At 74.6% G+C, this 15,004-nt stretch carries 11 protein-coding genes; 3 read left to right on the forward strand and 8 right to left on the reverse strand.

The features are described 5' to 3' along the window. The 3 genes from HTZ82_RS21410 to HTZ82_RS21420 form a co-directional block, all read right to left on the reverse strand. Positions 1 to 770: YbdK family carboxylate-amine ligase (locus HTZ82_RS21410; RefSeq protein ID WP_217624413.1), on the reverse strand; the 770-nt coding region annotated here is incomplete at its 3' end. A 137-nt stretch (positions 771 to 907) separates the two neighbouring features. Further along, positions 908 to 1,390, reverse strand: coding sequence for a hypothetical protein (locus HTZ82_RS21415; RefSeq protein WP_175411067.1), 483 nt, complete (start codon positions 1,388 to 1,390; stop codon positions 908 to 910). A gap of 174 nt (positions 1,391 to 1,564) precedes the next feature. Further along, positions 1,565 to 2,107: a sigma-70 family RNA polymerase sigma factor gene (locus HTZ82_RS21420; RefSeq protein WP_175411068.1), complete on the reverse strand. Its 543-nt coding sequence runs from the start codon at positions 2,105 to 2,107 to the stop codon at positions 1,565 to 1,567. Positions 2,108 to 2,331: 224 nt separating this feature from the next. Between HTZ82_RS21420 and HTZ82_RS21425 the strand changes: the two genes are divergently transcribed. Then, entirely contained in the window at positions 2,332 to 3,570 is a 1,239-nt protein-coding gene (locus HTZ82_RS21425; protein WP_175411069.1) for a CapA family protein, read from the forward strand. A gap of 42 nt (positions 3,571 to 3,612) precedes the next feature. Here HTZ82_RS21425 and HTZ82_RS21430 read toward each other — a convergent pair whose 3' ends face one another. The 5 genes from HTZ82_RS21430 to HTZ82_RS21450 all read right to left on the reverse strand — a co-directional run bounded on the left by HTZ82_RS21430 (position 3,613) and on the right by HTZ82_RS21450 (position 7,817). After that, a complete protein-coding gene (locus HTZ82_RS21430) occupies positions 3,613 to 4,194 on the reverse strand; it encodes a S26 family signal peptidase (RefSeq protein WP_175411070.1) in 582 nt (193 codons plus the stop codon). Beyond that, positions 4,191 to 6,014, reverse strand: a complete 1,824-nt coding sequence (locus HTZ82_RS21435; RefSeq protein ID WP_309235607.1) for an ABC transporter ATP-binding protein — start codon at positions 6,012 to 6,014, stop codon at positions 4,191 to 4,193. The genes HTZ82_RS21430 and HTZ82_RS21435 overlap by 4 nt, the downstream gene beginning before the upstream one ends. A 431-nt stretch (positions 6,015 to 6,445) precedes the next feature. Then, positions 6,446 to 6,994 carry a hypothetical protein gene (locus HTZ82_RS21440; RefSeq protein WP_175411071.1) on the reverse strand — a complete coding sequence of 183 codons (549 nt, stop codon included), beginning with the start codon at positions 6,992 to 6,994 and terminating at the stop codon, positions 6,446 to 6,448. Further along, complete coding sequence (locus HTZ82_RS21445) at positions 6,903 to 7,559, reverse strand: MauE/DoxX family redox-associated membrane protein (RefSeq protein WP_175411072.1); 657 nt, start codon at positions 7,557 to 7,559, stop codon at positions 6,903 to 6,905. Before HTZ82_RS21445 ends, HTZ82_RS21440 begins: the two co-directional genes overlap by 92 nt. Before the next feature lie 81 nt (positions 7,560 to 7,640). Continuing rightward, positions 7,641 to 7,817 (reverse strand): hypothetical protein, encoded by a 177-nt coding sequence (locus HTZ82_RS21450; protein ID WP_175411073.1) that lies wholly within the window; start codon positions 7,815 to 7,817, stop codon positions 7,641 to 7,643. Between the two features lie 267 nt (positions 7,818 to 8,084). Here HTZ82_RS21450 and HTZ82_RS21455 point away from each other — a divergent pair, with 267 nt between their 5' ends. Then, on the forward strand, positions 8,085 to 10,973 hold the full coding sequence (locus HTZ82_RS21455) for a BTAD domain-containing putative transcriptional regulator (protein WP_175411074.1): 2,889 nt from the start codon (positions 8,085 to 8,087) through the stop codon (positions 10,971 to 10,973). 494 nt (positions 10,974 to 11,467) lie between these two features. Then, entirely contained in the window at positions 11,468 to 14,797 is a 3,330-nt protein-coding gene (lysX, locus tag HTZ82_RS21460) for a bifunctional lysylphosphatidylglycerol synthetase/lysine--tRNA ligase LysX (protein WP_175411075.1), read from the forward strand. Positions 14,798 to 15,004: the final 207 nt, after the last annotated feature.

The following is a 15,004-nucleotide window of genomic DNA, read 5'->3' on the forward strand; positions in this document are numbered from 1 at the left end:
AGCACGGCCTCGTCCACGCTGGGCGTCACGTCCGCGACCCGCACCTCGACAGTCGGCAGCCGGTACGAAGGGCGCGCGAACCAGTACGCGTTGGTGGCCCGCGCCGGCAGCACCCCCGCCTGCCGCAGCTCCGCCACCGTACGGTCGTAGTGGCCGGCCGACTCGAAGTACGGCGGGATCTGGTGGGTCGGCCAGCGCGACAGCACCAGCGTCCGCCAGCTCGCGTGCCCGGTGTCCACGCCCTGGTGGTAGGGCGAGTTGGCCGACAGCGCCAGCAGCACCGGTAACCAGGGCCGCAGATGGTTCAGGACGGCCACCGCCGCCTCACGGTCGGGCACTCCGACATGGACGTGGCAGCCGCAGGTCTCCGTCTCGTCGGTGAGCCGCCCGTAGAGCCGGGCCATCTGCCGGTAGTGCCGCGTGGGGCTCACCGTGCGGGCCGGTGCCGCCATCGGGGCCGTACCGCTCGCGAGCGGGCGCACGCCCGACTTGCCCGCCGCCTCGGCCAGCCGCGCCCGGGACACCGTCAACTCGGCCCGCAGCCGCGCCAGGTCGGTGCACACGCCGCTGGCCGTCTCCACCATGCTCGCCAGCAGCTCCCGCTGGAGCTCCTGTCCCGCTCCGGGGCCGTGCCCCGGCCGGTGGCGTCGCCGGTCCGCGTCCAGGACGTCGTCGCAGCCGCCCACCGGGCGGCCGTCGGCCGTGTCGACGAGCAGGAACTCCTCCTCGACGCCCATGGTCACCCCGCCCCGCGCGGGCACCGCGACCATCAGGACCACCACCCCCGGTACCGGCCGAGCCGTTGCCGGCCGGTGCCGGCCGGGCCGCACCCAGCATGACCGGGGCCACCGGGGCCCGGCAACAGTGCGTTTCCGGCCCGCGCGGCGCGGCGCCGCCCGGCACCGGGTCAGTACAGGTGCAGCGCCAAGTGGCCCAGCGGCAGGCCCAGTCGCCACGACGGCAGCCACACCTGCGCCGACTCGTCGACCATGACCCCGGCCGCCGGTGAGGGCGGCAGGGCGCCCAGGTCGGTGGCCAGCAGCTGGGTCTCCTCCAGGAGCCGCCACGTCTCCAGCGCCAGGGCCACGCCCGGTTCGCCGTCGCCGTCGCGCTTGCGCCGCGCGGTCAGCCGCTCCCGTACCCAGTCCTGCCAGGGATGGTCGTACGAGGTGCGGTCCAGCCACTCGTCGAGCTGCTCCTCGGGTGCCGCGCCGTCGCTCAGATAGATCGTCAGGGCGAGCGTCCGGCGGCCCGCCACGTATTCGAGGGAGCCGGTCTCGACGAGACCGCCCGCCCTCAGCAGCTCATCGGCCAGGTACTCGGCACACAGCCAGTCCATCGGGACGGCCAGGCCGCCCCCGCCGGTGCCGTTCGTGCTCTCGGGCCGCAACGTTCCCACCTTCTCCCGGACGTTCTTCCGCGCGTAACTCGGCCACGCACCCTTGACACGAGCCTCCACCTGAGGCGGGGCCCGCGGCCGCTCTTTGCACAACTTCACGGTGTGGTTTCGCATACGTTCCTGTCCGCGCCGTTACGCACGGGAAGGAACACATTCCCCGGGGCCTCAGGGACGGCCGGTACGGGCGGACCCGGCGGACCTGTAGCCCGGCAGGTAGCGTCCGAGGGCGCGCAGCGCGTAGTACGAGCGCGACTTGACCGTCCCCGCCGGTATGCCCAGCTCCTCCGCCGCCTCGTTCACCGTCAGCCCGTCGAAGTAGATCCGCTCCAGCACGTCCCGGTGCTGGGGGCTCAGCTCCCGCACCGCGGCCCGCACGTCCAGCGCGGCGACCGCCGACTCGGTGGCGTCCGCCGGGTCGGGCGTCGTGGCGAGCACGCCGTCGCCGATCTCCGTAGGGCGGGCCATCCGGGACCGCCGGGCGTCGATCGCCAGGCGCCGCCCCACGGTGAACAGCCACGGCCGCATCGACTCGTACGGCGCCTCGAAGGCCTCCGGGTGCTGCCACGCGCGGACGAGGGTCTCCTGGAGCAGGTCCTCGGCGCGCTGCTGGTCCCCGTACGTCAGGCTCTGGAGGAAGCTGAGCAGCGCGGGTCCGTGTTCCCGCTGAAGCTCCTCCAGAGTCCGCTCGTCGGTGGTCGCAGTCGTCATCGTTCACACCCTTTCCCCGGCGCTCAACGAACCACGAGCCGTATACGAACGCATTCGGGGCCGTGGGGACAGGCGGCGCACCGCTGTGTGCGGCGAGCGGTCGCACCGAGCGGCGAATGGTGCGGTGAACGGCGCGGCGGACGGCCGGCCCCTGCGGTTGACGCCATTCCGGGGAATTTGTCGGATTTTCCGCTTTTTGCTAGGGGGTGAGTTATCCATCCCCTATGGCTCTCACGCGACCCCGCACGCCCTCCCGCGTCTCCTCCCGTGTCCCTTCCCGCATCGCCTGCCGCGTCCCCCGGCGCACCGCGGTCGCCACCGCCCTGCTCTGCGCCCTCGCGACGGCCGCCGCCTGCTCGGGACCCGAGCCGCCACCCGGCGGGGCCCCTGTGCCGCCCGCGTCGGCCGGCGGCGCGTCGCCGGGCACACGCCCGTTCACGCTCGCCGCCACCGGCGACGTACTCCCGCACGAGTCGGTCATCCGGCAGGCACAGGCCGACGCGGGCGGCGACGGCTACGACTTCCGCCCGATGCTGGCCGGCGTCGCCCCCGTCATCTCCGGCGCCGACCTGGCCATCTGCCACATGGAGACCGTGTACGGCAAGGACGGCGGCCCCTTCACCGGCTACCCCTCCTTCACCTCACCGCCCCAGATCGCCGCCGCACTCGCCGCCACCGGCTACGACTCCTGCTCCACCGCCTCCAACCACACCCTCGACGCCGGCCCCGACGGCATCCGCCGCACCCTCGACCACCTCGACAAGGCAGGCGTCAAGCACGCCGGTTCGGCCCGCACCGCCCGGGAGGCGGTGACGCCCACGCTCCTGGAGGCCGGCGGGGCGAAGGTCGCCCACCTCGCCTACACCTACGGCACCAACGGCATCCCCGTGCCCGCCGACCGGCCCTGGTCGGTCAACCTCATCGACGAGAGCCGCGTCCTCAGCGACGCCCGGGCCGCCCGCGAGGCCGGAGCCGACATCGTCGTCGTCAGCCTCCACTGGGGCACCGAGTGGCAGACCGCCCCCGACCGGCAGCAGCTCACCCTCGGCCGGTCGCTCACCGCGGCCACCACCGACGGGCGCCGCGACATCGACCTGATCATCGGCACCCACGCCCACGTCCCCCAGGCGTACGAGAAGGTCAACGGCACCTGGGTCGTCTACGGCATGGGCGACCAGATCGCCGGGATCATGGTCAACCACTCCCGCGCCTACGACCCGCGCGGCAACGAGGGCACCATCGCCCGGTTCACCTTCAGCCCGCCCCCGGCGTCCGGCGGCCGCTGGCAGGTCACCCGCGCCGAGTACCTCCCGCAGTGGTACAACACCGGCAGCAACCGCGTCGTCGACCTGAACGCCGCCATCGAGGCGGGCGACACCGCCCTCACCTCCGTACGGGACCGCATCAGCCGGGCGGTCCTGAGCCGCGGCGCCGCCGCCGACGGCCTCGTCATGGGCCGTTAGGTACCTCGGGGCGGCCCGGTCGCCCCGCCCGTCCGGGCGCGTTCAGCGGTCCCCGCGGTGGTGTGCCACCACCACACCGAGGACACGGTCCGGCGGGAAGCCGCCGAGCTGGACGGAGTCCATACTGTTCGCGTGGTTGTCGCCGATCAGCACCAGCAGTCCGCGCGGCCCCGGGAGCCGGGCCGTGACCCGTTTGATCAGCCACCGTCTACCGCCCACCTCCTGCGAGCCGGCCGCACCGGCCACGGGCGGGAGGGCCCAGAAGGCCGGGCGGTCCGGCCGCTCGGCCACCACCACCTGACCGATCCGGGGGCGCCGCAGCCGGTGGACCAGGACCCGGTCGCCGTGCCGGAAACGCGGCTCCATGCTGGGGCCGAGGACGGTGACGTACGCGAACCGGCGTCGCAGCAGCGGGGACAGCACCAGGCCGAGGGCCGACAGCGCGGCGGGCGCCGAGGCGGCCAGGGCGGCACCCGGCGCGCCCGCCCACCACAGAGCCCCGGCCGCCCCGAGGCTTCCGGCCGTCGTGAGCAGCGCTCCCGCCCACCGCGCGCGCCGGGTGCGGCGGCGCCGGCCGTGCTCGAAGGCCAGGCTCGCGCGCGGCGGCGGGGCCGGGGTCGTCATCGCCCCGCTCCACGGGAACCGGCTGTGGCGGACGGGTGGTAGCCCTCGGCCTGAACCCCGAAGAGCCGGGCGTAGAAGCCCCCAGCGGCGGCCAGCGTGTCGTGGTCGCCCTCCTCGGCGACACGCCCGTCCCGCAGTACGACGATGTGGTCGGCGTCCCGCACGGCCCCCAGCCGGTGCGTGATGAGCAGGCTCGTACGTCCCTGCCGGTGCCGGCGCAGCGACGCGTGGATCTCGTGCTCGGCCTCCGGGTCGAGGCCCGCGGAGGGTTCGTCGAGGATCATCAGCTCCCGCCGGTCGCGCAGGAAGGCGCGGGCGATGGCGACACGCTGGGCCTGTCCGCCGGACAGCGCGACTCCGCTCGACGGATCGTCCCGGTCCGTCTCCGCGAAGAACACCCGGGACAACAGCGTGTCGTAGCCGTGCGGCAGCGCGGCGAGCGTGTCGTGGACCCCGGCCCGCCGCGCGGACCGGACGACGCGCTCCCGGTCGCCGAGCGCGTCGAGGTCGCCGAGCCCGATGTTCTCGGCGGCGGTGAGGTGGTACTGCATGAAGTCCTGGAAGACGGCCCCGATGGACCGGCGCAGCTCGGCCGGGTCGACGGTACGGATGTCCGTGCCGTCCCACAGGATCCGGCCGTGCGTCGGGTCGTAGAACCGGCACAGCAGCTTGACCAGCGTGGACTTGCCCGAGCCGTTCAGCCCCACCAGGGCCAGGGAATGGCCGTACGGGATACGGAGACTGACGCCCCGCAGCACCCAGGGGTGGTCCGGGGAGTAGCGGAACCAGACGTCCCGCAGCTCGATCGCGTCGCGGAGCGGCGGAAGGGGCGCGGGCGGTGACGACCGGGGCAGGTCCGGCCCCAGGGCGGTGACGGTCGCGTAGTGACCGAACAGCAGCAGCGCCTCGTGGGACCGGGCGACCTCCGCGGCCAGTGAGGTGAGGGCGGTCTGCACGCCCACCACGGCCGCCGCGAGCACGATCACGTCGCCGGCCGTGATCCTGCCGGACGCCGCCGCCCCGATCGCCCAGATGAGCGCGGCGCCCGACACGCCCGCCGCCAGCAGGCCCAGGCCCGACTGGACGCGGACCTGCCGGCGGTCGACGGCCCGCTTGGCCGCGTCGGCCGCGCGCCGCTCGCCCAGCATCCGGGCCCTCAGGAACCCGCCCGTCCCGAAGAGGCGTATCTCCTTCGCCGCCTCCACCCCGCACAGCAGATGGCTGTAGAACACCTCCCGCCGCTCGGCCGGGCCGATCGCCCAGAACATCCGGGCGCGGCCCCGTGACAGCGCGATCTCCGCGACCAGTGTCGGCACGCCCGACACCAGGACGAGAGCAGCCAGCCAGCCGTTGACCACGAGCAGCGAGCCGAGGAAGCCGCCGATGGTGACGGCCGCCCGCGTCAGGCCCACGACGCCGTCCACCACCTGCGTCGGGGCGCTGTGGCCCGACTGCTGCGCGAGCCGCAGCCGGTCGAGGAACCGCGGATCCTCGAAGCGGCCGAGCCCCGTGAAGCGCTCGGTCGCCGTGAACAGCCGGTCCTGCGCCAGGAGCCCGACCGCACGACCCAACTCGGCCCGCAGGTACTGCGTGAGCTGCGGCGTGACCGTCGCCACGATCCCCGCGACGGCGAGCCCCGCCGCGAGCACCGGCAGCGTGCCCCGCGCCTCGCCCGCCGCCAGCCGGTCCACGAGCGCCTTGGTGAGCCAGGCGGTGACCACGGGCAGGGCACCGACGACGGTGGTCAGCAGCAGATAGCCGCCCAGGTGCCCGGGCGCCGCCCGCCCGGCCAGCGCACACGCCGCCCCCAGCCGCCGCACCCCGACCCGCCACCCGTCGCGCCGCCGTCCGCCGCCCTCCGCACCCCCGTCCCCCCGAGACCGACGTGCGTCCCCACCCGCCCGTACCCCCCGGGCACGCCCCGACGTGCTCCCTTCCCCTGGGCCGCCGGAGTGGCCCGACGCGCCTGTCCCTTGGCGCGGGTCTTCGGTGCGGTTCCGTGCGCCTGGCCCTTCCGGAGGGCTCCCGGCATGCTGCGACGTGTCCGCCTCTTCCTGTAGGTGCTGGGCGCGGCCCGCTGTGTCCGGCCCTTGCTGCGGGGCCGCGGTGCGGCCTGATGTGTCCGCCTCTTTTCGCGCACCGGCGTGGTCCGCGCCCGCCGACCGGGGCAGGTGCACCTCGGAGATCCCGTCACCCACGGGCCGGGGCATGTGCCCCTCCGCGTCCCCGTCGTCGCGGCGGTGTGTGCCCGTCACGCCGTGACCTCGGCCGGGTGAGTGAGGTCGACGTGGTTGTCCGTGACCCGTACGCGACCATCGGAGCCCGCGGCGACACGCAGGACCGTCGGGTAGGCGCGGGTGCGGAACGCCGTGCCGAGGGGGCCGTCCTCGGGCTCCCGCACGACACGGGCCACGCCCTCCAGCGCGGCCACGTCGGCGGCGGCCTCCTCCTCGTCGCCGACGACGACCGCCAGCACCCGCCGGCGGCCCCCCGGAACCGTACCGGCGTGGCGGACGAAGTCGGGGAGCTTCTCCCGGCACGGACGGCAGCGCGGAGAGAAGAAGCCGATCAGCGCGCCGACGGCCAGGTGGTCGGTGTCCACGGTGTCGCCGTCGACGGTGGTCACCGTGAACGCGCCCACCGGCTCGCCCACGTCGAGGGTGGGCGCCGCCCCCCGTCCGGCGCCCCGCCCGATGAGTTCGGCGTGCTCACGCAGCCGCTTGATCACGCCGAGCATGAGTACCAGGTTGAGGGCGCCGATCAGGCCGATCAGCACCACGACGGCGGTCAGGACGGGCATGGGACTTCCCTTCGTGTCGGGTCGCGTCCGGCCTTCGTGAGGCTGGAGCGAAGAGCTCGGTCAGCGCGTCGAGTTGGGTGACCAGCACGCCCACCGTCACCCCCACCCCGGCCGCGAGGGCGGCCCCGCCCGCCCCCGGGGAGCGGGCGGCCGCACCGGTGACCGCCGCGCCGGTGAGCGCGGCCGCGGCGAGCAGCACGTTGCGTACGAGGTGCCGAGGCCGCAGCGGCAGCGCCCCCCGGCCGAAGCAACGGCACTCGGCGCCCCCGCCCCGCCGAAGCCCGGCGCCGATCACGGCGGCGAAGGCCAGCAGCAGCGCGGCGGCCGCGGCGTGACCGGCGCGACCGGCCACCGGAACCGGCACCGCGAGCAGGACGCACACGGTGAACTCGGCGGCCACCACCAGGGCCGCCAGGGGCCTGGCCGCGCGAGGCGCCACCCGGACCAGACCCGGCAGCGACGCGGCGAACGCGCCGAACGCGCCCCGTCCGGCCGTCTTCGCGGTGGACGAGACGAGAAATATCGTTCCGAGCACACAGCGGGCGGCGATGTCGAGACTGTGCATGTGAAGTCCTCCGGTCGCCGCCCGTGCGGCCCCGGACGAGCGGGCCGCACGGAACGACGGTCGTACGGTCGTGACGCGGAATCAGCAGCGGCTGAGCGACTTGTCGCACCAGTAGTTGCCGCCGCCCATGTCGCAGCAGTCGTGCCAGTAGCCGCGCAGGCAGGTGAGGTAGCAGCCCTGTGCCGCGGCGGACGCCTCGGCCTTGGGCACGAACAGCGAGAGCAGCGCGCTCCCCAGGGACTCCAGCTTGCCGGTCATCTCGGTCTCCTTCTCTCCTCGGTCTCTCCTCGGCCGTTCTCCGGACCGCCCCGGGTCCGCGGCGCGGAGGACCGGGGCGATTCCCACAGTCGCCGCGTGGCCTGGGGCGAACCTTGGAGAAACCTGGAATAGCTGGTCGGGAGGGGTGTGCCGGGCCGGTGTCTGGCTGGTCCCGGACGGATCTTGGCCTGATCGGGAATTGGCCCTGGAGCGTCGCTTCGGCACCGTGGGTGCCCAGTACTCGGGGGGTTGTGAGGGGGAGTTCCGATGCCGGTGGAGTTCTGTGTGCTGAGGGACGTCGTCGCGTCCGTGGACGGCCTGGGCCTGGAGCTGGGGCACGCACGGCAGAGGTCGGTGCTGGCCGTCCTGCTGGTCGAGGCGCCGCACGCGGTGCCGGTGGACCGGTTGGTCGAGCGGGTGTGGGGGGACCACGCGCCGCAGCGGGTCAGGGAGACGCTGTACGGCTACCTGTCCCGCTTACGGAAGGCCCTGGCGCCCGCCGGGCAGGACGCGTCGATCGTCCGCCACTCGGGCGGCTACGCCCTGGTCGCCGACGCCCGGTCCATCGACCTGCACCACTTCCGTACCCTTGCCGCGCGCGCCCGCGCCGCCGGTGAACCGGCCGCCGCGGCCGCACTGTTCGAGCAGGCCCTCGGGCTGTGGACGGGCGAGCCGTTCGCGCTGTGCGACACCCCGTGGTTCGCCTCGCTGCGTGAGGAGCTGCGGCACGAGCGTTTCACCGTGGTGCTCGACCACAACGATGTCCGGCTCCGCCTCGGCCGCCACGGAGAGCTGCCGGCCGAACTGTCCACCGCCGTCGATGAGCATCCGCTCGACGAGCGCCTGGCCGGACAGCTCATGCTCGCGCTGTACCGCAGCGGGCGGGCGGCCGACGCCCTGACCCGCTACCAGGAGCTGCGGGAGCGGCTCGCGGAGGAGCTGGGCGCCGATCCCGGTCCCCGCCTGCGGACCCTCCACCGGCAGATCCTCACCAACGACCCGGCCCTCGCTCCACCGGAGGCCGCCGAAGGCGCCCCCATCCCGTCCCGGGACCAGGCGCCCGGCAGCGGAACCGCGCCGGCCGGTCGGCACAGCGGGACCGCGCACCGGCCCGTACCCCGGCAACTGCCCGGTCCGCCCCGCAGGTTCACCGGCCGCGTCCGCGAACTGGCCCGGCTCGACGAACTGCTGAGCCCTGCCGAGAGCACCGGCACCGTGGTGATCTCCGCGATCGGCGGCGCCGGCGGCGTCGGCAAGACCTGGCTCGCCCTGCACTGGGCGCACCACCACCTGCGTCGCTTCCCCGACGGCCAGCTCTACGCCGACCTGCGCGGCTTCGACCCCTCCGCCGATCCGGTGCCGCCCGGTGCCGCCGTCCGCGGCTTCCTCGACGCGCTCGGCGCCGATCCCGCGCGGATCCCCGCCGACCTGGACGGGCAGGCCGGGCTGTACCGGAGCCTGACGGCCGGCCGGCGGATGCTGATCGTGCTCGACGACATCCGCGACAGTGCCCAGGTGGTGCCCCTGCTCCCCGGCAGTCCCACCTGCACCGTGCTCATCACCAGCCGCAATCGGCTCACCGGGCTCGCAGCCACGCACGGCGCCGGGATGCTCGGCCTCGACGTCCTCATCGAGGCCGAGGCACGGGAACTCCTCGTCCGGCACCTCGGCCGCCGCCGCACCGACGCCGAACCCGAGGCTGTCGCCTCCCTGCTGAGGCACTGCGCCGGACTGCCCCTGGCCATAGGCATCCTGGCCGCCCGCGCGGCCGCCGACCCGGAGCTGCCACTGTCCGCCCTCGCCGAGGAGGTACGGGAGGCCGCCGGCCGGCTCGACGCCCTGGACACCGGCGACGTCGCCGCCGACCTGCGCGCGGTGTTCTCCTCCTCGTACCACGCCCTTGACCCTGCCACCGCCGAGGTGTTCGCGCTGCTCGGCCTCACATCCGGCCCCGACATCGCTGTGCCCGCCGTCGCCGCCCTCACCGCCCTCCCCGCGCCGCGGGCGCGCGTCCTCCTCCGCCGGCTCCAGGCCGCCCACCTCGTCCAGGAACACGTACCGGGCCGCTACCGCATGCACGACCTGACCCGCCTGTACGCCGGCGAACGGGCCTCCGCCCTGCCGGCGGCCGACCGGCACGCCGCGTGCCACCGCCTGCTGGACTCCTGGCTGCACACCGCCCACGCGGCCGCAGGGCGGCTCGACCCGCACCGCGACCACGTCCCGCCTGGCGGCCCCCGGCCGGACGTCGTCCCCGAGGAGGTGCCGGACCATGACGCGGCGCTCGCCTGGTTCACCGCCGAGCACGCCGTACTGCTCGGCGCCGTCGACCTCGCCGTCGAACACCGCTTCGACACCCACGTCTGGCAGCTCGCCAGGTCCCTGGAGACCTTCTTCGACTACCGGGGCCACTGGCACGACTGGGCCGCCACCCAGCACACCGCCCTGCTGGCGGCGCGGCGGCTCGGCAACTTGTCCTGGCAGGCCGGCGCCCACCGCAGCCTGGGCAGCGTCCACACCCAGACGGGACGGCTGGACGACGGCTACGCCCACTTCCTGCACGCCCTGGACCTGTACCGGCGCATCGACGATCCGGTCAGCGAGGCCCACACCCACCGAGGTCTGGGCTGGGTGCGCGACCGGCAGGGCCGCCGCAGGGACTCCCTCCACCACAACGAACAGGCCCTGGCGCTCTACCGGAAGGCCGGGCACCTGCCCGGACAGGCCCTGGCCCTCAACAACGCCGGCTGGCTCCGCGCCCTGCTCGGCGACCACCGGTCCTCACTCGACCACTGCACCCAGGCCGTGGCCCTCAACCAGGAGATCGGCGACCTCCACGCCGAGGCGGGGGCCTGGGACAGCCTCGGCTACGCCCATCACCACCTCTCCCAGTACGCCGAGGCGATCAGCTGCTACGAACGCGCCCTCGGCCTCGTGCGCGGCTTCGGCGACCGGTACGGCGAGACGGAGATCCTCAACCACCTGGGCGACACCCGGCTCGCCGCCCACGACCGCGACGCCGCGCGGACGGTGTGGCGGCAGGCGCTGCGCATCGCCGAGGGCATGGGCCACCCGGCCGTCGACGAACTGCACGGCAAACTCGCGGGCCTGGACGGCACGACGCCCGAGGACGCCGCCGGCGGCGCACCGGCGTGACGCCCGGGGCGACACGGCGCGCACCCGCCGACCGCGCGCCGCCGGGGCACTCACGTCGGGTTGGGCGTCCCGCCCGTGAGCGCGGCGCCGTGACCCGCTCCCGCCGGTGCGCGCTGCTGTGCGGACCGGGCCCGCTGATGCGCGCTGCTGTGCGGGCCGCTCACGCCGGGTGCGGATCGCTCCCGCGGGTGCGCGCTGCTGTCCGGGCCGGGCCCGCTGATGCGCGCTGCTGTGCGGGCCGCTCCCGCCGGTGCGCGCTGCTGTCCGGGCCGGGCCCGCTGAAGCGCCCTGCCGTCCGGCCCGCGCCGGCTGCGGGGGCGTTGACGTCCAGCCTGGCGTCTGCCGTCTGCGGCCTCAGCGTCCCGGCGTGCCCTGTCGGCAGGCCCGGGTGCCGCGAACCGTCGTCTGCCGGGGTGAGGGCCGAGCCGTCGGCCTGCTGACAGGTGCCGGCGTCCCGACAGGCGGTACGCCCGGTTCGTTCCTAGAGTCGGGGCATGAGTGTCAGCGAGGAGCGGTCCCGCACCCGGACCCGCACCCCGTCCGCGTCTGCCCGCCACCACTGGCTGCTCGGCCGGGTGCCGGACGCGTTCGCCGCCTTCTTCGGCGCCCTCGGGCTGTTCTCCGCCGTCCTCGCGCTCATCCCCCCGCTGCGCGGCCTGCTGCGACCCCTCGCCTGGTTCCTGGACCGGGTCACCGTCCCGGTCAGCGCCAACCTCGCGTACGCCGTCTTCCTGCTGCTCCTCGCCGCGGCCGTCGGCGCCCGCAAACGGGTCGCGTGGTGGCTCGTCGTCGCCTACGTGTCCCTGCTGCTCCTCGCCGACGTGCTGCTCGTGGTGTTCGCGGCCGACTGGTCGTGGACCGCCAACCTGGTGCTGTGCGTGGCCGCGCTGACCGTCCTTGTCATGGCCCGCGGGGAGTTCTCCGCCCAGACCCGCCACGGTGCCTGGTGGCGCGCCCTGCGAGTGCTGCTCCTGGGGGCCGCCGCGGGCATCGCCCTGGGCTGGGCGCTCGTCGAGGTCTTCCCCGGCACCGTCCCGCGCGGGCAGCGGCTGGCATGGGCGGCCAACCGGGTTCTCGGTGGCCTGGTCGCGGGGGAGAACTTCGACGGGGCGCCGCCCCGTCCGCTGTTCTTCCTCCTCGGGCTGTTCGGGGCCCTCGCCCTGCTCGGCGCCGCGGCCACCCTGTTCCGCTCCCAGCGCATGGAGGCCGCCCTCCACGACGACGAGGAGTCCCGCCTCCGCGCGCTGCTCGGCGCGTACGGCTCACAGGACTCGCTCGGCTACTTCGCCACGCGCCGCGACAAGGCGGTGGTCTTCTCGCCCAGCGGCCGGGCCGCCGTCACCTACCGGGTCGAGGCCGGGGTGTGCCTCGCCAGCGGCGACCCGGTGGGCGACCCCGCCGCCTGGACGCCCGCCGTCGAGGCGTGGCTCGACGTCGCCCGCCGCTACGCCTGGGCGCCCGCCGTCATGGGCGCCTCGGAGGAGGGTGCGCGCGCCTACGCCCGCTCCGGTCTGGGCGCCATCCAGCTGGGCGACGAGGCCATCCTCCACGTGGCCCGCTTCGACCTGGACGGCCGCGAGATGAGGGTGACCCGGCAGGCCGTCAGCCGGCTGCGGCGCTCCGGCGCCACCACCAAGATCCGCCGCCACGCCGCCCTCGGCGACGAGGAGATGCGGCGCATCGTCGACCGCGCCGACGCCTGGCGCGACACCGAGACCGAGCGCGGCTTCTCCATGGCACTCGACCGGCTGGGCGATCCGGCCGACGGGGACTGCCTGATGGTCGAGGCGTTCGACGCGTCGGGCGAGCTGATCGCCCTGCTGTCGTTCGTCCCCTGGGGCCGCGACGGCATCTCGCTGGACCTCATGCGGCGCGACCGGAACGCGCCCAACGGCGTCATGGAGTTCATGGTCGCCGAGCTGTGCGCGTACGCCCCCAAACTCGGTATCCGCCGGATCTCCCTCAACTTCGCCGTGTTCCGCTCGGCCTTCGAGGAGGGCGCCCGCATCGGCGCCGGACCCGTCCTGCGCGTCTGGCGCCGGCTGCTGCTGTTCTTCTCCCGCTGGTGGCAGCTGGAGGCCCTGTACCGCTCCAACGTCAAATACCAGCCCCAGTGGTACCCGCGCTTCCTCTGCTACGGCGACGCCGGGGCGCTCGCCCGGATCGGACTCGCCTCCGGCATCGCCGAGGGGTTCGTCTCCGTGCCGAGCCTGCGCTCCCTGTGGGGCAAGGGGCGCCGCCCCGGACCCGGCACCAAGCCCGCCACCACCGAGGGCCTGCCACCCATCGACGCGCTCGGCCTGGCCGGGCCCGACACACTGCGGGCCGCGCCGGAGCGCCGCCCTCCCGAACAGGTCCGCGTCCGCCACCGCAAGCTGGAGCGGCTCCAGGCCGACGGCACCGACCCGTACCCCGTGGGCGCCCCGCGCCCCACCAGCACCCTCGCCGCGATCCGCGCCGCGCACCCGGACCTCGGGCCCGGCGCCCGCACCGGACGGACCGTCACCGTCGCCGGGCGCGTCATGGTCGTGCGCGACCTCGGCGGTGTCGTCTTCGCCGTGCTGCGCGACTGGTCGGGCGACCTCCAGCTGCTGTTCACCCGGGACGGCTCCGGGGCCGGCGTACTCGGCCGGTTCACCGCCGACGTCGACTTCGGCGACCACGTCACGGCCACCGGCGAGATCGGCACCAGCGCGACGGGCGAACTCTCCGTCCTGGTCACGGCCTGGCAGCTCACCGGCAAGTGCCTGCGCCCGCTGCCCGACAAGCGGCGCGGCCTCGCGGACCCCGAGGCCCGGGTCCGCCGCCGCTACCTGGACCTCGTGTCGCGCCCCGCCGCCCGCGACGTCGTACGGGCACGCTCCGCCGCCGTGCAGGCGCTGCGCCAGGGCCTCCTGGACCGTGGCTACCTGGAGGTCGAGACCCCGATGCTCCAGCAGATCCACGGCGGCGCCAACGCCCGCCCGTTCACCACCCACATCAACGCCTACGACCTCGACCTCTACCTGCGCATCGCGCCCGAGCTGTATCTGAAGCGGCTCTGCGTCGGCGGCCTGGAGAAGGTCTTCGAGATGGGCCGCACCTTCAGAAACGAAGGCGTCTCCTACAAGCACAACCCCGAGTTCACGATGCTGGAGGCCTACCAGGCGCACGCCGACTACGACGTGATGCTCGACCTGACCCGCGAACTCGTCCAGAGCGCCGCGACCGCCGCGTCCGGCCTCCCCGTCGTCCGGAAGACCGACGCGGACGGGCGCGTCCACGAGTACGACATCTCCGGCACCTGGCCCGTGAAGACGGTGTACGGGGCGATCTCCGACGCGCTCGGCGAGGAGGTCGGCCCCGGCACGGACGAGGACGCGCTGCGCGCCCTCTGCGACACCGCGGGCGTGCCCCACACGCCCGAGGACACGCGCGGCGACGTCGTCCTGGAGATGTACGAGCGGCTCGTCGAGGAACGCACCGTGCTGCCCACCTTCTACAAGGACTTCCCGACCGACGTGTCCCCGCTCACGCGACAGCACCGCCGGGACCCGCGGCTCGCGGAACGCTGGGACCTCGTCGCCTTCGGCACGGAACTGGGCACCGCCTACTCCGAGCTGACCGACCCCGTCGAGCAGCGCCGCCGGCTCACCGCGCAGTCCCTGCTGGCCGCGGGCGGCGACCCCGAGGCCATGGAGCTGGACGAGGACTTCCTGGACGCCCTGGAGTACGCCATGCCCCCCACCGGCGGGCTCGGCATCGGCGTCGACCGGCTCGTCATGTTCCTCACCGGTCTGACGATCCGCGAGACCCTCCCCTTCCCGCTGGTCCGCCGCCACTAGGTCATGGCCACGGGTCGTGTCCTGGCGGCCGCTTCCGCCGCTCCTCCCAACGAGTGCATTCGTGCCGTGCGCCCGGTGTCGCGCGCCGAATCGGGCGTCGCCCGTGCGGAGCATTGGTCATGAAAAAGGACCAGATGCCTTCGGGGCGGCGGATGGTGCTGCGCATCGCCGCCGCGCTCGGAGCCACCACCACCGTAGGACTGTTCA

Origin of the sequence: Streptomyces sp. TRM64462 (assembly GCF_013362995.1) — a bacterium.
Lineage (GTDB): Bacteria > Actinomycetota > Actinomycetes > Streptomycetales > Streptomycetaceae > Streptomyces.